General features: G+C 45.4%; 21 protein-coding genes and 1 riboswitch. Of the genes, 17 read left to right on the top strand and 4 right to left on the bottom strand.

What is annotated here, in order from left to right:
• The first annotated feature begins 56 nt into the window (after positions 1–56).
• Positions 57–434: a PH domain-containing protein gene (locus tag ACQCN2_RS10700; RefSeq protein WP_426928896.1), complete on the top strand. Its 378-nt coding sequence runs from the start codon at positions 57–59 to the stop codon at positions 432–434.
• A 58-nt stretch (positions 435–492) separates the two neighbouring features.
• Here ACQCN2_RS10700 and ACQCN2_RS10695 read toward each other — a convergent pair whose 3' ends face one another.
• Positions 493–1,644 (bottom strand): MFS transporter, encoded by a 1,152-nt coding sequence (locus ACQCN2_RS10695; RefSeq protein ID WP_426928895.1) that lies wholly within the window; start codon positions 1,642–1,644, stop codon positions 493–495.
• A 143-nt stretch (positions 1,645–1,787) separates the two neighbouring features.
• Here ACQCN2_RS10695 and ACQCN2_RS10690 point away from each other — a divergent pair, with 143 nt between their 5' ends.
• The 5 genes from ACQCN2_RS10690 (at position 1,788) to ptsP (ending at position 6,590) form a co-directional block, all read left to right on the top strand.
• Positions 1,788–2,663, top strand: a complete 876-nt coding sequence (locus ACQCN2_RS10690; RefSeq protein WP_426928894.1) for a LysR family transcriptional regulator — start codon at positions 1,788–1,790, stop codon at positions 2,661–2,663.
• 138 nt (positions 2,664–2,801) lie between these two features.
• Positions 2,802–3,554, top strand: a complete 753-nt coding sequence (locus ACQCN2_RS10685) for a DeoR/GlpR family DNA-binding transcription regulator (RefSeq protein ID WP_426928893.1) — start codon at positions 2,802–2,804, stop codon at positions 3,552–3,554.
• Entirely contained in the window at positions 3,551–4,465 is a 915-nt protein-coding gene (pfkB, locus tag ACQCN2_RS10680; protein ID WP_426928892.1) for a 1-phosphofructokinase, read from the top strand. Before ACQCN2_RS10685 ends, pfkB begins: the two co-directional genes overlap by 4 nt.
• Before the next feature lie 123 nt (positions 4,466–4,588).
• Positions 4,589–4,849 (top strand): HPr family phosphocarrier protein, encoded by a 261-nt coding sequence (locus tag ACQCN2_RS10675; RefSeq protein WP_426928891.1) that lies wholly within the window; start codon positions 4,589–4,591, stop codon positions 4,847–4,849.
• A 16-nt stretch (positions 4,850–4,865) separates the two neighbouring features.
• Positions 4,866–6,590 carry a phosphoenolpyruvate--protein phosphotransferase gene (gene ptsP / locus ACQCN2_RS10670; RefSeq protein WP_426928890.1) on the top strand — a complete coding sequence of 575 codons (1,725 nt, stop codon included), beginning with the start codon at positions 4,866–4,868 and terminating at the stop codon, positions 6,588–6,590.
• 66 nt (positions 6,591–6,656) lie between these two features.
• Here the strand turns inward: ptsP and ACQCN2_RS10665 are convergent, their stop codons facing one another.
• On the bottom strand, positions 6,657–7,706 hold the full coding sequence (locus tag ACQCN2_RS10665; protein WP_426928889.1) for a YeiH family protein: 1,050 nt from the start codon (positions 7,704–7,706) through the stop codon (positions 6,657–6,659).
• A gap of 142 nt (positions 7,707–7,848) precedes the next feature.
• On the opposite strand from ACQCN2_RS10665, the gene ACQCN2_RS10660 reads away from it, so the two are divergent.
• The 8 genes from ACQCN2_RS10660 (at position 7,849) to ACQCN2_RS10625 (ending at position 16,531) form a co-directional block, all read left to right on the top strand.
• On the top strand, positions 7,849–8,733 hold the full coding sequence (locus tag ACQCN2_RS10660) for a LysR family transcriptional regulator (RefSeq protein ID WP_426928888.1): 885 nt from the start codon (positions 7,849–7,851) through the stop codon (positions 8,731–8,733).
• A gap of 270 nt (positions 8,734–9,003) precedes the next feature.
• Positions 9,004–9,813 (top strand): hydroxyethylthiazole kinase, encoded by an 810-nt coding sequence (gene thiM / locus ACQCN2_RS10655; protein ID WP_426928887.1) that lies wholly within the window; start codon positions 9,004–9,006, stop codon positions 9,811–9,813.
• A 74-nt stretch (positions 9,814–9,887) separates the two neighbouring features.
• Positions 9,888–10,715 (top strand): bifunctional hydroxymethylpyrimidine kinase/phosphomethylpyrimidine kinase, encoded by an 828-nt coding sequence (gene thiD, locus ACQCN2_RS10650; RefSeq protein ID WP_426928886.1) that lies wholly within the window; start codon positions 9,888–9,890, stop codon positions 10,713–10,715.
• Between the two features lies 1 nt (position 10,716).
• Positions 10,717–11,373, top strand: coding sequence for a thiamine phosphate synthase (gene thiE / locus ACQCN2_RS10645; protein ID WP_426928885.1), 657 nt, complete (start codon positions 10,717–10,719; stop codon positions 11,371–11,373).
• 294 nt (positions 11,374–11,667) lie between these two features.
• Positions 11,668–11,766, top strand: a riboswitch (purine riboswitch).
• Between the two features lie 90 nt (positions 11,767–11,856).
• Entirely contained in the window at positions 11,857–13,293 is a 1,437-nt protein-coding gene (locus ACQCN2_RS10640; protein ID WP_426928884.1) for an NAD(P)/FAD-dependent oxidoreductase, read from the top strand.
• Between the two features lie 152 nt (positions 13,294–13,445).
• Positions 13,446–13,757, top strand: coding sequence for a YciI family protein (locus tag ACQCN2_RS10635; protein ID WP_426928883.1), 312 nt, complete (start codon positions 13,446–13,448; stop codon positions 13,755–13,757).
• A 115-nt stretch (positions 13,758–13,872) separates the two neighbouring features.
• Positions 13,873–15,537, top strand: a complete 1,665-nt coding sequence (locus ACQCN2_RS10630; RefSeq protein WP_426929050.1) for a glutamine--tRNA ligase/YqeY domain fusion protein — start codon at positions 13,873–13,875, stop codon at positions 15,535–15,537.
• Positions 15,538–15,751: 214 nt separating this feature from the next.
• On the top strand, positions 15,752–16,531 hold the full coding sequence (locus ACQCN2_RS10625; protein WP_426929049.1) for an aldo/keto reductase: 780 nt from the start codon (positions 15,752–15,754) through the stop codon (positions 16,529–16,531).
• 90 nt (positions 16,532–16,621) lie between these two features.
• Here the strand turns inward: ACQCN2_RS10625 and ACQCN2_RS10620 are convergent, their stop codons facing one another.
• Positions 16,622–17,224 carry an NAD(P)H-dependent oxidoreductase gene (locus ACQCN2_RS10620; protein WP_426928882.1) on the bottom strand — a complete coding sequence of 201 codons (603 nt, stop codon included), beginning with the start codon at positions 17,222–17,224 and terminating at the stop codon, positions 16,622–16,624.
• 14 nt (positions 17,225–17,238) lie between these two features.
• A complete protein-coding gene (locus ACQCN2_RS10615) occupies positions 17,239–17,604 on the bottom strand; it encodes a MerR family transcriptional regulator (RefSeq protein ID WP_426928881.1) in 366 nt (121 codons plus the stop codon).
• Between the two features lie 156 nt (positions 17,605–17,760).
• On the opposite strand from ACQCN2_RS10615, the gene ACQCN2_RS10610 reads away from it, so the two are divergent.
• The 3 genes from ACQCN2_RS10610 to ACQCN2_RS10600 all read left to right on the top strand — a co-directional run bounded on the left by ACQCN2_RS10610 (position 17,761) and on the right by ACQCN2_RS10600 (position 20,378).
• Positions 17,761–18,435, top strand: coding sequence for a uracil-DNA glycosylase (locus ACQCN2_RS10610; protein ID WP_426928880.1), 675 nt, complete (start codon positions 17,761–17,763; stop codon positions 18,433–18,435).
• A gap of 67 nt (positions 18,436–18,502) precedes the next feature.
• Entirely contained in the window at positions 18,503–19,276 is a 774-nt protein-coding gene (locus ACQCN2_RS10605; protein ID WP_426928879.1) for an aminoglycoside adenylyltransferase domain-containing protein, read from the top strand.
• A gap of 109 nt (positions 19,277–19,385) precedes the next feature.
• Positions 19,386–20,378 carry a potassium channel family protein gene (locus ACQCN2_RS10600; protein WP_426928878.1) on the top strand — a complete coding sequence of 331 codons (993 nt, stop codon included), beginning with the start codon at positions 19,386–19,388 and terminating at the stop codon, positions 20,376–20,378.
• The last annotated feature ends 95 nt before the right edge of the window (positions 20,379–20,473 follow it).

Below are 20,473 nucleotides of genomic sequence, written 5' to 3'. Positions count from 1 at the left end.
AGGTGTTCACTCGTATTACTGTCAAAGGGTTCAGAAATGGTAGGGGGGAAGCTTCAATGGGAATATTTGATGGAATATTGGGAAATGCCTCTGAAGTGAATATCGAAGAGACCAGAAAAGAGTTTGCAAAGGTTTTAACGTCAACAGAAACCATCGAAAAAGCGTATAGACTCGTTCGGGATATGTTTATCTTCACGAACAAGCGATTAATCCTGGTCGATAAGCAGGGGCTTACAGGGAAGAAAGTGGAATACCATTCGATCCCCTATAAAAGTATTCATCACTTTAGCATTGAGACAGCGGGGCATTTTGATCTGGATGCGGAACTGAAGATCTGGATTTCTGGCCATGCAACTCCTATCACCAAGCAGTTTAACAAGAGCTTAAGTATTTACGAGCTTCAGGCGGTTTTAGCTGAATACGTACTGAAATAGTAGGAAAAAACCTCCTGATGGTCGTTTGTATGCGACTTTAGGAGGTTTTTTCTTTCTATTATGCTGTTTCTCTTTTATTCTGCTGTTTGACAAGTACAAATGCGATCAGGGCAACGACACAAGCAAAGATAAACGGTGATCTTGCGGAGACGATCTGACCTAATACCCCGGAGAGTACTGGAGCAATCCCTGCGCCCAGCCAGCGGACGAAGTTATAGGCACCGGAAGTAATGCTTCGTTCATAAGGGGAAATGGACATAGAGTAGCTGGTAAACAAGGCGTTGTTTAACCCGGAGACAAGTCCAGAGAGAATGATCAACACGATACTCATCCAGGTTGATTGAACGACGAACAGAAGGGCTAGGAGCACAGCGAAGATAAATAAGCTGTATGGCAAGATCTGTTTCGGTTCGTATTTGATCTCCAATTTGTGGGAGAGAATGGCCGATCCATAAGCCAGGCAAATCCCCCATCCGAAGAAGACGAATCCCAAGCTGATAGCGGATATTTTCATAATCAGTGGGGAATAAGCCAAGACAACAAAGAATCCGTAATAGTACAGCATAGCCGAAATGGCTACCTTAATAAATGGTTTGTAGGAAAACAAATGAAGCAGCTCTTCTTTACCGGCGACTTTGCGCTTTGACTTGGAACCGGGTTCATTAACGAAAATAGAAACAAGTAATAAGGCGAGGAAAATCAGAATGCCGGTTGCAAAAAACGGATAGCGCCAGGAACTTCCTCCAAGTATCCCTCCGACCAATGGTCCTGCTGCCATTCCTAGACCAATTGCCGCTTCGTATAAACCAACGGCATCATTCGCTTTAGGGGTGAGTGCAATCAACAGGGTCATTGCCGTGGCAAAAAACATGGAGTTCCCAAAACCCCAGCCAGCTCGGAACAGGGAAAGCTCGGTCACGCTGTTGGAAATACCGCACAAGATGGAGAAGACGGTAACAATTGATAATCCAATCACCATCAATCGTTTATCTCCGGCTCGGTTGGCTAGTAAACCGGCAGGAATCATCATGAATGCCATGGTAAAGATATAGGCAGTGAACAGCATCTCGACCTGCCAGTGAGTAGCTCCGATCTGTTCAGCTATTATGGGAAGAATCGGATCAACGACACCAATTCCCATGAACGCCAGGAATGTCGCAAAAACAGTAATATAGCGAGCGTGCTTGTTATTAGCGGAAGCTGGTTCCATTATGATCTCTCCTTTATTTAGTTTATGGACGTGAATACGATGTTAAATTCACCTAAAAATTGTACATGGATCGCTTCTATAGGTAAAATATATAATTCGAATACTTTGGATGCTTTTTTTCTATAGGTGAGGAGAATGTGGAGATGGATCTGCGTCATTTGAGTTATTTTTTAGAGGTTGCGAAACAAAAAAGCTTTACCAAAGCTTCGGAAACTCTGCATGTATCTCAACCGTCAATCAGCAAAATGGTGAAGGATCTTGAGACAGAGCTAGGTGTCTCATTAATTGACCGATCGTTTAAGCAGATTGAATTGACGGATGCAGGTGAGGTTGTCCTGGAACGTGCCCAAAGAATTATTCAATCTACAGATCTATTATTAGATGAACTGGACGACTTGATGAACATAAAAAGGGGGAAAATTAGTATTGGACTGCCACCGATGGCAGGAGCGCGTCGTTTCCCCAAGATTCTGGGCGAGTTCAACGAGAAGTACCCGGCAATCACGATGCAACTGGTGGAGATGGGAGCCAAGAAGGTGGAAAGTCTAGTGGAGATGGGCGAAGTAGATATCGGAGTCGTCTTGTCTTCCGAATGTCATCAGCAGTTTGAATCGTTTCGTTTTGGGGGGAACTTCATCGTGCTTGCGGTCCACTCTAATCATCCACTTGCTTACAGGGAGAGTGTTTCCTTGGAGGAGTTGAGGGAAGAGCGGTTTATTATGTTTCCCGAGGACTTTAGCTTGCAGCAGTTACTCCTCGATCATTGCGAAAAGGCAGGATTTCACCCCCATATTGTCTATCAAAGCTCTCAATGGGATTTTATTTGCCAAATGGTATTGGCGAAGCTGGGGATTGCATTTTTACCAGAATCGATCACCCGGGAGTTGAAATACGAGGATTTGCGAACGGTTTCGCTTACACCTTCGATTCGATGGGAGTTGTCTCTGATATGGCGGAAAGATAAATATCTGTCATTTGCAGCCAGAGAATGGATCAAATTCGCGCAAGAACGATTATAAGTATGACAATTTTACGAAGGATTTTAGCTGTTTTTGATTATTTGTGATCGAATATGATTATTTGTGATTGTTTTTGCTTGTTTTTTGCTGTACGATTAAGTCAGGTCAATGAAAGGCCCAAGACAGGGAGAGAAAAGCATGCTTACTCCTGAACGTCATCAAATGATTTTGGGAATGTTAAAAGAGAAAGACGTAGTTCGCATTCACGAGATTGTTGAAGCAACGGGTGTTTCAGAGTCAACGATTCGACGTGATTTAAGCGAACTGGAAGAACTTCATTTGTTAAAGCGCATTCATGGCGGGGCTGCTTCCATTCAAAGCAAAATTGAAGAACAAACCTTTATTGAAAAAGCAGTCAAACATGAAACCGAGAAAATGGCTATTGGCAAGTTCGCCGCCAGTCTGGTAAACGAGGGGGATTCCGTTTTTATTGATGGAGGAACCACAACGTTTCACATGCTAGCGCATCTTCCTGAGAACATTTTGGTGGTAACGAATGGCGTCGACATTGCCTTGCAGCTCGTGATCCGACAAATCAAAACCATTTTACTTGGCGGAGAATTGAAAGCGGGTACTTTATCGCTGGTCGGCTGTGAAGCGATTCGAAACCTCAGCCAGTTTCGCTTTGACAAGTGTTTCTTAGGCAGTAACGGGATAGACACCGTCCACGGAATTACCACCCCTGATCCGGAAGAAGCGTACATCAAACAGTTAGCTTGTCAATCTTCTGATGAGACTTATGTTTTGTGCGATTCCAACAAATTTTCTAGAGTTACGTTTGCCAAGATCATTGATTTGGATCATGTCAAGCTTATTACGGACGACCGTTTGGATGATGAAGAACAAAAGGTTTATCGCCAATTGACGAAGTTAGTGGTGGTGAGAACATGATCTACACCGTTACGTTGAACCCATCGATTGATTATCATGTGTGGGTCCCAGCCTTACAGGAGGGCTCCATTTACCAGGTTCAAAAAGAATGGAAAGTCTTTGGCGGAAAAGGCCTGAATGTATCACACGTCCTGCACATTCTAGGGATGGAAAGTACAGCATTAGGATTCATTGGCGGCTTCACCGGTCAATACATTCAAAGTCAATTGGAGACGGTGGGCATTCATCATCAGTTCATTCCAATTGAACAAGATTCAAGAATCAATTTGAAGATCAAAGCGCTCAAGGAAACAGATATGAGCGGGATTGCTCCACATATCCCCGCTGAAGCACTCGATCAGCTAATGGAGCAGGTAAAGCAACTGGGAGAACAAGATACGCTGGTCCTTGCAGGCAGTGTTCCAGACAGTGTACCAGGCGACATTTACCAAACCATCATGAAGCAGGTTCGCGGTAGAGGGGTTAGGGTTTTGCTCGACGCCAAGGGTGAAGCTCTCTTGGCTGGATTACAGGAACACCCTTACCTGATCAAGCCCAATCACCATGAATTAGGGGAAGTGTTTGACGTAACCATCTCGACACCGGGCGAAGCGATTTCCTGCGCTCGTAAAGCGGTTGAAATGGGCGCTCAACAAGTAATTGTCTCACTAGCGGGTGAGGGAGCTGCTTACGTCAATCAATCAGAGGCATTCATAGCCGAATTTCCCAAACAAAAAGCAGTGAATTCTATCGGGGCCGGTGACTCTATGATCGCTGGATTCCTGTATGCAACCGCACAGAACTACTCTATTGAAGAAGTCTTCCGATTTGCGGTTGCTGCGGGAAGTGCTACGGCGTTATCTGAAGGATTTTGTACCCGCGAGAAGATTCGAAATTATTTGCCCGAAATCATCATCACCAAGCAATCATGAAAGCTTTGACCTTGAAAATGCTTTGGGACCTAATTTACTTAGAAACTAATGGTGTGTGTATGAGAAGGGTATAGTAAGAGTGGAAAGATTGTTCGATTTTAATTACTAAAGGAGATGTAGATTATGCTAAAAAAAACCGTCACGATTCAAAATCCATCCGGATTGCACGCTCGACCAGCTAGTATGTTCGTACAAAAGGCAACCGGATTCCCTTGTGAAATTCATATTATTAAAGGAACCAAAACCGTAAACGGAAAAAGCATCATGGGCCTCATGTCCTTAGCTATTGCCAAAGGCGATGAAATTACGCTTGAAACCAGCGGAGAACGCGAACAAGAAGCACTCGATGAATTAGCAAAAATTTTAGAGGCTGTTCACGAGTAACGAGGAGAGAGAACTTATGCTGTGTAAAGGAATCGCTGCAGCACCAGGGATCGTAATTGGTCGTGCAGTTGTGAAAAAAGACGATGAACTGAACTTTACCCGTCAATCCATTCCAGCTGACCAACTATCGAAAGAAATTGAGCGGCTACAAGAAAGCTTGAAAGCGGCTGGGCAGGAACTGGAGCTAATCAAAGAGAAAACACGCAAAGAGATTGGGGAAAAAGAAGCTCAAATCTTTGAAGCGCATCAAATGTTCTTGAGCGACCCGGAATTCGTAGGGGCAATGGAGAGCAAAATTCAAGATGACAAGATCAATGCGGAAGCTGCGCTTGTCGAGGTTCGCGATCTTTTTGTCATGATGTTTGAAAGCATGGATAACGAGTACATGCGTGAACGAGCAGCCGATTTGCGTGACGTGAGCCAGCGGGTTCTCAAACGACTGCTTGGCGTAGTGGATCATATGGATACCAGCTTCACTGAACCGATTGTTCTGGTGGTGCATGATTTGACTCCATCTGACACAGCGCAACTCGATCGTGAGAAGGTTAAAGGCTTTCTTACAGATATCGGTGGACGCACTTCTCACTCGGCGATTATGGCAAGAACAATGGAAATTCCAGCAATCGTAGGTCTTTCTGATATTACGAAACAAGTAAAAACAGGGGATCTTATCGTTGCTGACGGACTGACTGGTGAAGTGTTTATCAATCCGGAAGCCGACCTTGTTCAAACCTATACGCAGAAGCAGAAGACCTATCTGGAACAAAAAGCGGAATGGGCTAAGCTGGTTCATGAACCATCCGTTACAAGCGATGGACATCATGTGGAATTGGTAGCCAACATTGGGAAGCCTGCTGACGCCAAGCAAGCATTGGAGAATGGCGCAGAGGGAATCGGGCTGTTCCGTACCGAGTTTCTTTATATGGGTAGAGAGGATTTCCCTAACGAGGAAGAGCAGTTCCAGTCTTACAAAACCGTTACGGAGACAATGGGAGAACGTCCGGTCATTATCCGTACACTCGATATCGGTGGGGACAAGGAGTTGCCCTATTTGGAATTGCCGAAGGAACTCAATCCATTCCTGGGGTACCGTGCCATCCGTCTTTGTCTGGATCGTGTGGAGTTGTTTAAAACTCAACTTCGTGCGCTGCTTCGAGCAAGCGCGTTCGGTAACATTAAAATTATGTATCCAATGATTGCGACTCTCTCTGAACTTCGTCGAGCGAATGCGGTTCTCGAAGAAGTAAAGGCCGAGCTGCAAAGTAAAAGTATCGCTTTCAACAAAGAGTTGGAAGTCGGAATTATGATTGAGATTCCTGCGGCGGCGATGATTGCTGATCAGTTGGCGAAGGAAGTTGCTTTCTTCAGTATTGGAACAAACGATTTGATCCAGTACACAATGGCAGCAGACCGCATGAATCCGCAAGTATCTTACCTGTACGACCCATTCAACCCGGCGGTCCTGCGTTTGATCAATCAAGTGATCAAAGCAGCTCATCAAGAAGGCAAATGGGTAGGTATGTGCGGGGAGATGGCAGGTGAGGAGACAGCGATTCCGATTCTTTTGGGAATGGGCTTGGATGAATTCAGCATGAGCGCAACATCTGTCCTTCGCGCGCGTAGCATCATCAAGAATTTGAACAGTGAGCAGCTGAAAAAATTGGCCGAGCATGTTCTTACACTTGAGAGCGGAGATGCGATTAAAGCATATGTGAAGGAAACGGTTTACCAAACCGTGTAAATAGATAGGAGAAAAGGTTGCAGGAGGATATCCTTGCAACCTTTTTTGCTGTAGGTGAGACTATTATTACAAAGTGAAATAAGTAAGGGTTGATAAAAGAACAGAGGTAATCGTAACGGCAATAACAGGGCGAAGAGCTTTGGTACGCAGATCCTTGAAGCTTACATTCAGTCCCAGACCGACCATTGCCATCGACAGAATAAAGACAGTGGCGGAGGAAATGGTATTAAGCAGGCTTGTAGAAACGGCGATCGAGCTGCTTTGCATCCAGCTCCCCAATACGCTCATGAGAATAAAGCCGATGAGGAACCAAGGAAATTCAGGCTTGGCGCCAGTTTGCTGCTTTCCTTTATCTGTTCGTTTGATCCAGTACATGAAGAGGAAACTGACAGGGATGAGCAACAGAACTCGCCCTAGTTTGGCTAATAAAGCGAGGGCAAGAGCATCTTGACCCGCTGGGGCGCCTGCGAGAGCAACGTGAGCGATCTCGTGCAGACTTACTCCTGTCCAGATCCCGTATTGATTGGCTGTGATCGGAAGCCAAGGCATAAGCAATGTGTAGCCGACGGAAAAAATCGTTCCAATAAAGGCAATAATACCAACACTAATCGCCGTATCTTCTTCCTGTGATCGAATAATAGGAGAAATTGCGGCAATGGCAGCCGCTCCACAAATACCTGTCCCTACACCAAGAAGAAGTGAAATTGAACGGTCAGCTTTTAGCCATTTGGCAAGGAGCATCATGAGCACAATCGAGAAAACAATCGTCCCCAAATCTCGAACCAGTAACCCCATCCCTTGATGCAAAATGACCGCGATATTTAATTTGAGTCCATATAACACAATGGCTAATCGCAGGAGTTTTTTCGAGCTGAACTGAATACCTGAGCGCAGCTTTTCAGGATACCCCCAAATCTGGCGATAGAGAACAGACAAGAGAATAGCTAAAGCAAGCGGTCCGAGATGGTCTAACCACGGCAATTGAGCTATCCCATAACCGAGCAAGGCGATGAGACCCGTAAACGCAATGCCGCCCAGCCATAAGAGTTTGTCATTGTCCCTTCCCGAAGGATTGGCGCGGGATTGTGAATTCTCCAAAGGCAATGAGTCTTTCATGATCGTTCATTCCTTTCTGTAACCTTTGCAGAATTAGCATAAAGCAAGTATGATGATAAATAAAATAAATCATATAGATCATCACGATAAGTAAATATATATAGTTAAAGGATAGTCTCCAGCGATAGGGTGATGAATGAACATGGATCAGCAATTGTCGGTGTTTGTGAGTGTGGTGGAGAAGCAAAATTTCTCGAGAGCCGCGGAAGATTTACATATGACTCAGCCTGCCGTTAGTCACTATATCCAGCAGTTGGAGCGAACGTTGGGTACTAGGCTGCTGGAGAGAAGCAATAAATTCGTCCGTCTGACCAAGGCGGGTGAAGTGGTGTACCACCATGCCAAAGAAATCCTCACGCTGTATTCCAGAATGCAGTATCTGGTAGACGATATGACACATGCGGCGACTGGCGTTATTTCGATTGGGGCCAGTTATACTTATGGGGAGTACGTTCTACCACATATCATTGCGCGTTTGAGGGACCGTTATCCGTTAATTCAACCAACTATCCGCATTGGGAATTCCACTGAGATTGCAGAGCTGATTGCGAATCATCAGATTGATATTGGCGTTGTCGAAGGAGACTTACCTTCACAGAAGATGATGATGGAACCGATTGCGGATGATGTGATGGTGGTTATCGCGAGTGCGAACCATCGACTTGCTGGACAGACAGAGGTTCATGTGTCCGAATTAGCTGGAGAGACATGGATTGTCCGAGAACGCGGGTCAGGAACACGAGAAGCGACTGAGGGGATGTTCGCCAAGTTACAGATTTCAGTGGAGCACGTAATGGAATTCGGTAGTACCCAAATCATTAAAGAATCAGTTGAAGCGGGACTAGGAATTACCTTGGTGTCCAACTGGGCGATCCAAAAAGAGCTGAAGTTAGGAACGATCCAGGTGCTTCCACTGAAGGGGACTCCGATCATTCGCAAGTTTTCGTTGCTTACGCAAGCTACTAATTTTCAGACCAAGGCGATGGAAATATTCGCGGGATTAATAAGGGAAGAGAAAAGTTTTTGAAGCCATTGCTTTCGGTTGGGGATCGGAGTAGACTTTTAGTCAAGTGAACTACATAGGATCGGGAGTCTGTGGAATCAGGCTGAGAGTACGACTAATCCGTCGTTAACCGTTTGAACCTGTTGGGTAATGCCAGCGTAGGGAGTGTGTTATGAGGTACGAGCTGCACTTTTGCTTACGCAAAAGTGCTTTTTTGCGTGAAGCAAGACGTAGGGTTCAACGATCTCCCAAATTGTAGTTCCAACATGTTGGTATGGAGAGGAATGGTTATCCATGAATACACAAACGATTATCAACCTGCTGGAGAAAGTGCGGGACGTGAATCCATTGGTTCACAATATCACGAATGTGGTCGTGACTAACTTTACCGCAAATGGATTGTTGGCACTGGGCGCTTCACCTGTCATGGCCAATGCTGTGCAAGAAGTGTCAGACATGGCCCGAATTGCTGGGGCGCTTGTCCTCAACATTGGAACCTTAAATGAAGCGCAGATTGAAGCTATGCTGATTGCTGGTCGGGCTGCTAATGAGCAGGGTGTACCGGTTATTTTTGACCCGGTTGGAGCGGGTGCTACCGCTTATCGTACAGAAACGGCCCAAACCATTACGCGTGAAGTGAATGTTACGGTATTGCGGGGGAATGCAGCCGAAGTAGCTAACGTCATTGGCGAGAAGTGGGCAATCAAAGGTGTAGATGCCGGGGAAGGTTCCGGGGATGTCGTGAGTCTTGCGCATAGAGCTGCCAAACAACTTCGGTCCATTGTCGTCATTACAGGTAAAAACGATGTGATTACAGATGGAGAAAGAACCTTTTTGGTACATAACGGTCATCCTATTTTGACCAAGGTTACAGGAACAGGTTGTTTGCTGACGGCAGTGATTGGTGCGTTTGCGGCAGTAGGGTCGGATAAACTGGAAGCGGCAGTTGCTGCACTTGTCAGCTATGGTGTCGCTGCGCAGATCGCCTGGTACAACCAAGGAGAGCAAGGACCAGGTAGCTTTCAAATCGAGTTTCTTAACCAATTGGCAAAAGTTTCGGCGGACGAGGTAAGCAAGCTGGCTTCCTTTACGCAATTGTCATAATTCTTGAAAACTGGACGATTCCTAAGTCTATAACGAGACTGTCTTGAATGACCAAGGGAAGGGGCAGATGATGGATGAAGGTAGTGAAAGCATTGACGATAGCCGGCTCGGATAGTGGTGGTGGAGCAGGTATCCAGGCGGATCTCAAAACCTTTCAGGAACTAGGGGTATTCGGGATGTCCGCCATCACGGCGATTACGGCCCAAAACACGATAGGAGTACACGCGGTATACCCGATGACGGTCGAAGCGGTCGAAAAGCAGCTGGTAGCGATCGGTGACGATCTGGAGCCGGATGCTGTGAAGACAGGCATGCTGTTTAGCGGGGAGATTATTCAAGCGGTTGCTCAAAGAATCGCTGACTATAAGTGGCGAAATCTTGTGGTCGATCCAGTGATGGTCGCCAAGGGAGGTTCCCCGTTGTTGCAACAGGAGGCTGTCCAATCCATGCAGGAGTTCCTGCTTCCTCTCGCCCGCGTGGTTACACCTAACATTCCGGAAGCGGAGATTCTCACCGGGATGACGATTCGTTCATTGGAGGACCGTAAACGTGCAGCATCCAAACTGCTGGAATATGGTGTCGAGCACGTCGTGATGAAAGGCGGCCATGCAGAAAACGAAGAAATGGTTACGGACTTGCTATATGACGGCAAGGAGTTTGTTACCTTTACAAGTCCCCGGGTAATCACGAGACATACGCATGGAACAGGGTGTACCTTTGCTGCCGCTATCACTGCTCAGCTAGCTCAAGGACTTTCGATGGCAGATTCCGTTTCGGTTGCCAAACAATTCATAGCTGCTGCTATTGAAGACCATCTGGGAATTGGCAGCGGACATGGGCCAACCAATCACTGGGCGTACAATTTACGTCAACGGAAACCGCAACAACTGGGGGTCGAATGATTTGCCAACAATGCAAAACGAAAAATTGTCGGAGTGGCTGAGGCTATATTTTATTATGGGTAGCAACAATTGCGCGAAGGATCCACTTGAGGTGCTCGAAGAAGCGATTGAAGGGGGGATTACCCTTTTTCAGTTTCGTGAAAAGGGCAACGGTGCACTTACTGGCGCGTCCAAGTTTCGTTTGGCCAGAAAAATGCAAGTTCTTTGCAAGCAAAAAGGCATTCCGTTTATCGTCAATGATGATGTGGATCTAGCTGTGGCGCTAGAGGCGGATGGCGTGCACGTGGGTCAAGACGATGAGTCGGCTGAAGAAGTGAGACACAAAATGAGAAACAAAATTTTGGGGGTATCCGCGCATAATTGGGAGGAAGCCCAAAGAGCCGTTGCTCATGGAGCGGATTACCTGGGCGTGGGGCCGATCTTTGCAACTCAAACGAAGCAGGATGCCAAGGCAGCGCAAGGCCCTGAAATCATTCGCTCATTGCGGCAGCAAGGCATCCAGCTTCCTATTGTCGGCATAGGAGGCATTACGGCTGAAAACTCTGGGTCTGTCATCGAAGCGGGGGCCGACGGGATTTCGGTTATTTCCGCCATCAGCTCAGCGGAAGATCCTATAGCCAACGCAAGAGAATTACGAAGAATTGTGTCACAAGCTTAATCGGAACGAAGGTTGAAGAGTCCAAGGGGGGAATCCTTGGACTTTTTTTGTTGGGAAATTGATAAATGGGCGATTGATGAACAAAGAATATCTTAAGTCGCATAATGTTCGGAAATAGGGAATTGCAACATTTGGAGAGGTGCATGTGAAACAAATTACATTGTTCGTTTATTGATTGAATTTAACATACAAATAAACATATTTTTCAATTTCTGAACACTAAACACGAATATAACACATTTTACAATATTGACACGTTGGTGATTCTGCTATAACATACAATTGTTAAAAAATTTAAGAGATAATTGTTCTGTTCGTATATCCTCAAGATACGGTTTGAGGGTTTCTACAAGGAACCGTAAATTCCTAGCTACGAATGGGTTGAGATATCTTATATGGATTTCTCATATCCATTTAGTCTAGGAATTATTTTTTTGGTAAATGGAAACATGACATCAAGAAATTCTTGTTCAGGAGGATACGATGAAGAATAAATACGATGTAATTGTGGTCGGTGCAGGACCAGCAGGGATTTTTGCAAGTTACGAAATGACGTTACGCTCTCCGCAATCGAGAGTGCTGTTGATTGATAAGGGACACGATATCTACAGCAGACGCTGTCCGATTCTGGAAGAAAAAATTCAATTATGTCCACCGCCTGCAGGCAAGAAGGATTACGCAGGCTGTCTACCGGCATGCTCCATTACAAGCGGATTCGGCGGGGCAGGCGCATACAGCGACGGAAAGTTTAACATCACAACGGAATTTGGCGGTTGGATGACCGATTATATCACCCCATCGCGAGTATTGGATTTAATTAAGTACGTGGATGAGATCAACCTCAAGCATGGGGCTACTCCTCAATTAACCGACCCGACTACGGAAACGGTGAAAAGCATTGAACAACGAGGCTATGCCGCAGGCCTGAAGCTATTGCGCGCACAAGTCCGTCACTTGGGGACAGAACAGAACCTTGAGATTCTCCAATCGATCTTCGAGTACCTCAAAACCCGAATAGACTTGCGGTTCAAGACAGAAGTACAAGATATTCTCACAGAAAAAGGCAGTGACGGGTACCGCGTGCAGGGTGTGGTCTTGAAAAATGGAGAAGAATACTTGAGTGATCACGTGGTCATTGTTCCGGGTCGTGACGGTTCTGCCTGGTTGACCGAGATTCTCAAGAAACGCAAACTGAAGATGATCAACAATCAAGTGGATGTCGGTGTGCGCGTCGAGACTTCTGACGTCGTCATGCGCGAAATCAACGAGCATTTGTATGAAGGCAAGTTTATCTACAACACATCTGTGGGAACTCGGGTACGTACATTCTGCAGCAATCCATCGGGACATGTGGTGGTTGAGAACCATAGCGGAGTCATGGCGGCCAATGGTCATTCGTACAAGGACCCGGCACTCGGTTCGACGAATACGAACTTTGCTTTGCTGGTTTCCCATAAGTTTACGGACCCATTCGATAAGCCGAATGAATACGCGCGTGAAATTTGCAAACGCGCTAACGACCTGTCAAACGGCGGGGTCATCGTGCAAAAATACGGCGATATTCTTCGAGGCAGACGTTCTACCGAAGCGCGGATTCGAGAAGGATTCTTGGAGCCGACCTTGAAAGAAGCGGTTCCGGGCGACCTTGGACTGGTATTGCCTTACAACACGATGAAGAGCTTGATTGAGATGGTCGAAGCGCTGGATAAAGTAACTCCGGGTATCGCTTCAGAACATACCTTGTTCTATGGAGTAGAGGCGAAGTTCTACTCGGCTCGTCCGAAACTGACCGAACAGTTCGAGACAGAGATCAAGGGCTTATTCTGTGGCGGAGACGGCGCGGGTGTAACAAGAGGATTGGCGCAAGCTGGAGCCGCAGGTGTCTGGATCGCTCGAAATATTATTGAACGTCTTTCATAGAAGTAGGAATACTGAAGAACCCATCCGCAGAGTATAGCGGGTGGGTTTTTGTATTCTTCGTATGCTAAAAAGAAATAATTCATATAGAAGGCAGGAAACTACGATGCCGAGTCACAATAGGTATAGGAAAGTTAGAAATTGAGGTGTTCCCGGTGGAAAATCAGAAACAACAATTCATTTACGTATTGAAACCCTGTCAGCGACTGCTCGACAATACGTGTACCAAAGAAGATGAACAGATTATTCATAATCATTTCCAGTATTTGCAGCAGTTAAGCCAGGAAGGTAAGGTTGTGCTTGCAGGGCGAACGCTGGTTATGGACGAATCCACTTTTGGCATTGTCATCCTCGAAGTAGACGAGGAGGAAGAAGGCAGAAGCATCATGGAGAACGACCCGGCGATTAAGTACAATTTAATGACATCTTCCTTTTATCCCTATCACATCGCTATCATTAGAGGATAAAGTTGAACTATCGCTAGGTAACCATTATTATTGAATACATGATTGCTTGACAGTAACGAAGGATGTACTGTCGGCCGGAGCGGATACAAATGTCAGCTTCCTATTAATAGAAAGGTTGATCAGAGTGGAAAATAAATCAGCGTCATCGAACTTTATTAAAAATATCGTGATCGAGGATTTGAAGTCGGGTAAGGTTGATCATATCATCACCCGTTTTCCTCCAGAACCGAACGGATATTTGCACATTGGACATGCTAAATCTATTTGTTTGAACTTTGAATTGGCCGATGAATTCAAAGGAAAAACCAACTTGCGATTTGATGATACCAACCCGCTCAAAGAAGATATCGAATTCGTGGAATCGATCAAGGAAGACGTGAAATGGTTGGGATTTGAATGGGACGGCTTGTTTTTTGCCTCCAATTATTTTGAAGAGATGTACAACCGAGCTGTTCTCTTGATTAAAAAAGGAAAAGCATACGTAGACGACTCCACTCAAGAAGAAATCAGAGTGGCGCGCGGAACATTAACAGAGCCTGGTAAAGAAAGCCCATACCGCAATCGCTCTGTTGAGGAAAACCTCGATTTGTTCGAGCGCATGCGCAGCGGCGAGTTTGAGGACGGAGCCAAAGTCCTTCGCGCCAAAATCGATATGTCATCACCTAACATCAACCTAAGAGACCCGATTATCTACCGTATCTCTCACGCACACCATCACAATACAGGGGATAAATGGTGCATCTACCCGATGTACGCTTTTGCTCATCCATTGGAAGATGCGATTGAGGGTGTTACTCACTCCATCTGTACGCTGGAGTTTGAAGACCAACGTCCGCTCTACGATTGGGTGGTTGAAGAGTGCGAAATGGAATCGACTCCTCATCAATACGAGTTTGCGCGTCTGAACTTGACCAATACAGTCATGAGTAAACGCAAACTGAAGCAATTGGTAGAGGAACAATATGTGGACGGATGGGACGACCCACGCATGCCGACCATTTCTGGTTTGCGCAGACGTGGTTTTACACCGGAATCTATCCGTAATTTCTGCCGCGAAATTGGTGTCGCTAGAAGCAATAGCACGGTAGACGAAAGAATGCTGGAGCACTTTATCCGTGAAGATTTGAAGCTGAAAGCTCCACGTACTATGGCTGTGTTAAATCCGCTGAAAGTGGTTATCACCAACTATCCAGAGGGACAAGTGGAGATGCTGGATGCGGAGATTAACCCTGAGAATCCGGAGATGGGCAATAGACAAATTCCGTTCTCCCGTGAAATCTACATTGAGCAGGATGATTTCATGGAGAATCCGCCAAGTAAGTATTTCCGACTTTTCCCAGGAAATGAGGTACGCTTAAAGAATGCTTACTTCATCAAGTGCAACGAGGTCATTAAAGATGAGAACGGCAATGTAGTGGAGCTGCACTGCACCTATGACCCAGAGACGAAGAGTGGAAGCGGCTTTACCGGACGTAAAGTAAAAGGAACCATCCATTGGGTAGAGGCAAGCCAAGCGGTGGCAGCAGAGTTCCGCTTGTACGAGCCATTAATCACTGATGAGGAAGAAGAAGAAGGCAAGACCTTCTTGGATTACGTGAATCCAAACTCCTTGGAGATCCTCAATGGTTTTGTGGAGCCGAATATGAAGGACTCCCAAGCACATGACAAGTTCCAATTCTTCCGTCACGGATACTTCAATGTCGATTCGAAGATGACAACCAAAGATCATTTGGTATTTAACCGGATTGTTTCGCTGAAAAGCTCTTTTGAAATTAAATAGATTGCTTAAAAAGCTGTTGATCATCGGAGATCAGCAGCTTTTTTTCTCGCCTGATCTGCTTACTTTTGATCTGGCTGAACTGTACCCATGGAAGGTATCAATATCCAAATTGTGGTATACTCGGGTGGTAATAAAAAAATCGAAACGATGGCGGGAGGAATGTCATGTGACTACACATCTTCAAGATGCAACCACTCTACATAACGGCGTGAAAATGCCTTGGCTTGGCCTGGGCGTATGGCGAGTCAACGAGGGCAATGAAGTGGAAAAATCCGTGAAAGCTGCCTTGCAGGCGGGCTATCGGAGTGTGGATACTGCCGCTATTTATAAAAACGAAGAAGGGGTAGGCAAAGCCCTCAAAGAAGCAAGCGTTCCCCGTGAAGAATTGTTTATCACCACAAAAGTTTGGAATTCCGATCAAGGGTATGAGAGCACTTTGGCTGCATTTGAAGAGAGCCGCAGCAAGTTGGGGCTGGAATACATCGATCTGTATCTCATCCATTGGCCGGTTAAAGGAAAGTACAAAGAAACGTGGAGAGCGTTGGAGAAGCTGTACCGTGATGGAGCTGTCCGCGCGATTGGCGTAAGCAACTTCCATGTTCATCACCTTCAGGACCTGCTGACTGATGCTCAGATTAAGCCGATGGTGAATCAGGTGGAATATCATCCTCTGCTTACACAACAAGAGCTGCTTGCTTTCTGCAAAGAGAACCAGATTCAACTAGAGGCGTGGAGCCCGCTCATGCAAGGAAATCTGGATCAACCGCTATTGCAGGAGCTCGCGCATAAATACGGCAAATCGCCAGCTCAAATCGTGCTGCGCTGGGATTTGCAAAACGGCGTGGTGACCATTCCGAAATCCATTACCGAAAGCCGTATTATGGAGAATGCCAATCTGTTTGATTTTGAACTGTCTGCTGAAGATATGGAGAAGATTTCTGCGTTAAACCAGAACAAACGCTTTGGTCCAGATCCCGATAACTTTGATTTTTAATTCGCGATTGAGATTGAGAAGTCGTTGTGCTCACGTCAAAATGCCACTCAGCCTTATGGGCTGCAGTGGCTTTTGCTAGTTTGGGTGTGCTCAAGACGTGCTAATTGCTTCAGTTCGCTTTGATTCTTCCGAAAGCCTGGAAGTAATCAGCTGTTTGGCGTCTTCTAACATTTTGCTTCGTTCATGATCCGCTACCTCATGGATATGAGGCAGATAGGTATGGGTGAGATGATGTACCCCACAGAAGCGGAATACTCCGTCGTCCACCACTTGGCTCATACTGGCGAGCATTCCTGAGCACACATAATCGGCTTCAGTATTATTGTGCGTTGTAAACAGGAAGACCTGTTTGTCGGCAAATTGTCCCTCGATCTGATTGTTAACGTATTTGTACGCAAAGCCATAAGCAAAAACTCGTTCAATATAACCTTTTAGAATTGCAGGCATGCTAGCCCACCACGTAGGGTAGATATAGACAAGGACGTCTGCCCAGAGAATATGCTCCTGTTCTGCTCCAACATCCTCTTGAACAGACCCAGGTGTCGGCTTGAATCTAGCTTCAAAATCTAATTGGTAAAGATCTCGGATTTGAACAGAATGGCCTGCAGAGGCTAATTCATCAGAGATTGTATGAAGAATCGCATGGTTAAAGCTTTGGGGATTGTGATGGGCGATGACGAGAAGACAGTTCATGTGAAGTCTCCTTTTTAGGGATAGTTTTCGAGAACGGTTAGAAAACGTTCCAGTTCTAGAATGCGTTTATCAATTTTCTCTCGCAGATTCTTAAGCTCAGCCAGCTTTTTAATGGACAAATCTTCTTTTAAGCGGTTCAGTTCTGAATCTTGACACCCTAATCCGTTCTTCTCCAATTGAGCGATAAGCTTCACTTGTTCGAGGGTAAAGCCAAGCTCCTTCCATTCAAGCAGAGCTTTCAGGAGACGAACGTCCTGATCGGAGAAATAGCGAATGTTATTCTTACGGGTAAACTGTAGGATGCCAAGCTTCTCATAATATCGAATCGTATGAATGGAGATATTTAATTGTTTGGCAACATCACTAATCTTGAGAAGCATATGTGCGCACATCCTCTCTTAACGCTAGGATAAAACCTCGAGTATACTCTAGGTCAATAGCTGTTCGGATGAATTTCTTCTTTTTTTACCCGGTTGGTTGTCTTATCATGAGAGGAGAAATGAACGTTTAGGGAGATTACGTATAGGAGATTAACGATGACTATTCTAAAAAACGACTGGGCGACCTATCTGAAGCAAGAATTTGAGCAGCCGTACTATTTGCACTTGAGACAATTTTTACGGGAAGAATATCAGACGAAGACGATTTATCCTGATCAATACGATATTTTTAACGCCCTGCATTATACGTCTTATGAGGAGACCAAGGTGGTTATACTGGGACAAGACCCTTATCATGGACAAGGGCAGGCTCACGGACTTAGTTTCTCGGTCAAGCCGGGAGTAAACACACCCCCATCCCTGCAAAATATCTACAAGGAGCTTCAGGCTGATCTGGGCTGCTCGATTCCGAATCACGGATTTTTAGAAAGCTGGGCGAAACAAGGTGTCCTTATGTTAAACACAGTCCTGACCGTTCGCGAAAGTCAGCCGAATTCCCATAAAGGGATGGGTTGGGAGACTTTCACGGATCAAGTGATCAGTACCTTGAACCGCCGAGAAAAGCCAATTGTCTTTATTCTGTGGGGAAAGCATGCCCAAGAAAAGCGAGAGCTGATTACATCTGCGCATCATTACATCATACAATCACCGCATCCGAGTCCTTTTTCCGCGAACCGCGGATTTTTTGGCAGTCGTCCGTTTTCTCGGACCAACCAGTTTCTACACCAGATCGGGAGCACCCCGATTGATTGGCAACTTCCGATGATATAATCACACCAAGAGAAATGCGTCCTTGAATTGGTTTTAAGGGGCGCTTTTTCTTTTTATAGAGGGGAAAATGATGGAGGAGATAAATAGACTTTTAAGTCGTATCGTGGACTGTTTTCGCCAACCATTGGGTAAAAAGGTAAGTGGTATCTATCTTCATGGCTCGCTTGCTATGGGGTGTTTTCATCACAAAAAAAGTGACATAGATTTACTGGTACTTGTTTCGGAGAAGTTAACTCTAGAAGACAAATATGCGGTAATCCATAATGTCTTACGGTTGGAAGGTCAATTGCCGTTAAAAGGATTGGAGTTCAGTGTGGTTCATGAATCAGTCTTGAATCCATTTCTTTATCCGACTCCATATGAGCTTCATTACTCCATTGCCCATCATAAAAAGTATACAGAAGACTCTGGTTATCTTTGCACAGATGGGGTAGATGAAGACTTAGCCGCACACTTAACTATAACCTATGAACGTGGAGTTTGCCTCTATGGTCGTCCCCTGAAAGAGTTGATTCCACCTATCGACAGGCAGTTCTTTGTACAATCCATTCTTTCTGACTTAAAGTTTGTAAAGCAGGAGATTAGCGGTAACCCAGTCTATTATGTTCTCAATTTGCTTCGAGCTCTCTACTTTTTACAGGAGGGTATCTTGTCATCCAAGCAAGAAGCTGGTGAATGGGCACTGAACACACTTCCGCTGATCCGAGAATTTGAAATGTTAGTTGCACAATGTCTACAAGATTATCGAGGCGAATTAGTTGATGCCAAGCAGTATGCCGAGACTCGATTAATACGGTTCGCTGACTTGATCCTTGCTTGGATGAATCAGATATCCGAATAAAAATGGAGTCTATTAATTCCTCCGCAAGAAATATGTACCACTGTAAGATGTAAACAAGCTATTATAAAGAATATGACGATTTTGATCCAAGAAAAACCAGGTGAAGAATATGAGTGTCTCACGAAAAGTGTCGTTGCCGTTGACCGGTCTTATAATAATTTTCTTAGGTGGAGCGTATGGCTTTCACTTGCTCGATCATATCTCCTATTTTGATGCGGTTTGGATGTTGATGATCTCACTTCTTACGATTGGGTATGGGGATGTTGTTCCCCAATCGTTTGAAGCTAAGGTGCTCGGGATGTTCGTTATTCCGATTGGAGTAGGCTTGCTTACCTATACCTTGGGTGCGATTGTTGCAGGGGTGATAGAGGGCAGTTTTTCGAAAACCTTGTGGAGGAAAAAGATGAATAGATCCATTGCGAAATTGGAAAATCATATCATTGTGTGTGGCTTAGGACGAGTGGGGCAACAGGTCATAAGCGAATTGAAAAAAGAAAACATCCCCATTGTGGTAATTGACCGAGACGTCAGCCAATTGGAGGAAATTGATAAAGAGCTTCTGTTTATTGAAGGCGATGCCACAGAGGATAAAATTCTGATCGAAGCGGGTATTGAGCGAGCACTGGGATTGGTTGCCACACTTCCACAGGATGCGGATAATGTGTTCATCTCACTTACGGCCAAAGGGATGCAACCTAATATTCACATCGTAGCGCGAGCCGAACGACCAGAAACGGAAGAGAAGCTTCATCGTGCTGGAGCAGATAAAGTGATTAACCCATCGAGTATCGGGGGAAGACGGATGGCGATGTCGATTCTCAAGCCGATCAGTGTGGATTTTGTCGATACCATCCTGCATGCCGAACAAGAGGATTACAGCGTGGAAGAGATTGTGTTACAAGCAAGTTCCCGTATGACCAATCAGACACTACGAGAGAATAAGGTTCGTGAGCTCTTTGGAGTTACCGTTGTAGCGATTAAGCGGGGGGACTCTATTATCAGCAATCCACCAGCAGATGAGTTCTTGCGAGCAAATGATTTGTTGATTGTATTTGGAACCAAACGCCAACTGACACAATTTGAAAGCGCCATGAAAAAATAATTGATCAGCAAAATGAATAAAAGGACCTTGTCGTGATGACAGGGTCCTTCTTATGTCCTTTAATTATGAAAGTTTAAGTGCTTTACAGTTGTAAA

It is taken from the genome of Brevibacillus ginsengisoli (genome assembly GCF_050113715.1).
Lineage (GTDB): Bacteria > Bacillota > Bacilli > Brevibacillales > Brevibacillaceae > Brevibacillus_H > Brevibacillus_H ginsengisoli.
The sequence above is the reverse complement of the archived record's forward strand: the minus strand, read 5'-3'. Positions and strand labels throughout refer to the sequence as shown.

What these genes read in the sequence shown, in the direction of transcription:
- ACQCN2_RS10700 (WP_426928896.1), top strand. Translation starts at nt 57, where the DNA reads ATGGGAATATTTGATGGAATATTGGGAAATGCCTCTGAAGTGAATATC.
- ACQCN2_RS10695 (WP_426928895.1), bottom strand. Translation starts at nt 1,644, where the DNA reads ATGGAACCAGCTTCCGCTAATAACAAGCACGCTCGCTATATTACTGTT.
- ACQCN2_RS10690 (WP_426928894.1), top strand. Translation starts at nt 1,788, where the DNA reads ATGGATCTGCGTCATTTGAGTTATTTTTTAGAGGTTGCGAAACAAAAA.
- ACQCN2_RS10685 (WP_426928893.1), top strand. Translation starts at nt 2,802, where the DNA reads ATGCTTACTCCTGAACGTCATCAAATGATTTTGGGAATGTTAAAAGAG.
- pfkB (WP_426928892.1), top strand. Translation starts at nt 3,551, where the DNA reads ATGATCTACACCGTTACGTTGAACCCATCGATTGATTATCATGTGTGG.
- ACQCN2_RS10675 (WP_426928891.1), top strand. Translation starts at nt 4,589, where the DNA reads ATGCTAAAAAAAACCGTCACGATTCAAAATCCATCCGGATTGCACGCT.
- ptsP (WP_426928890.1), top strand. Translation starts at nt 4,866, where the DNA reads ATGCTGTGTAAAGGAATCGCTGCAGCACCAGGGATCGTAATTGGTCGT.
- ACQCN2_RS10665 (WP_426928889.1), bottom strand. Translation starts at nt 7,706, where the DNA reads ATGAAAGACTCATTGCCTTTGGAGAATTCACAATCCCGCGCCAATCCT.
- ACQCN2_RS10660 (WP_426928888.1), top strand. Translation starts at nt 7,849, where the DNA reads ATGGATCAGCAATTGTCGGTGTTTGTGAGTGTGGTGGAGAAGCAAAAT.
- thiM (WP_426928887.1), top strand. Translation starts at nt 9,004, where the DNA reads ATGAATACACAAACGATTATCAACCTGCTGGAGAAAGTGCGGGACGTG.
- thiD (WP_426928886.1), top strand. Translation starts at nt 9,888, where the DNA reads ATGAAGGTAGTGAAAGCATTGACGATAGCCGGCTCGGATAGTGGTGGT.
- ACQCN2_RS10640 (WP_426928884.1), top strand. Translation starts at nt 11,857, where the DNA reads ATGAAGAATAAATACGATGTAATTGTGGTCGGTGCAGGACCAGCAGGG.
- ACQCN2_RS10625 (WP_426929049.1), top strand. Translation starts at nt 15,752, where the DNA reads ATGCCTTGGCTTGGCCTGGGCGTATGGCGAGTCAACGAGGGCAATGAA.
- ACQCN2_RS10620 (WP_426928882.1), bottom strand. Translation starts at nt 17,224, where the DNA reads ATGAACTGTCTTCTCGTCATCGCCCATCACAATCCCCAAAGCTTTAAC.
- ACQCN2_RS10615 (WP_426928881.1), bottom strand. Translation starts at nt 17,604, where the DNA reads ATGCTTCTCAAGATTAGTGATGTTGCCAAACAATTAAATATCTCCATT.
- ACQCN2_RS10610 (WP_426928880.1), top strand. Translation starts at nt 17,761, where the DNA reads ATGACTATTCTAAAAAACGACTGGGCGACCTATCTGAAGCAAGAATTT.
- ACQCN2_RS10605 (WP_426928879.1), top strand. Translation starts at nt 18,503, where the DNA reads ATGATGGAGGAGATAAATAGACTTTTAAGTCGTATCGTGGACTGTTTT.
- ACQCN2_RS10600 (WP_426928878.1), top strand. Translation starts at nt 19,386, where the DNA reads ATGAGTGTCTCACGAAAAGTGTCGTTGCCGTTGACCGGTCTTATAATA.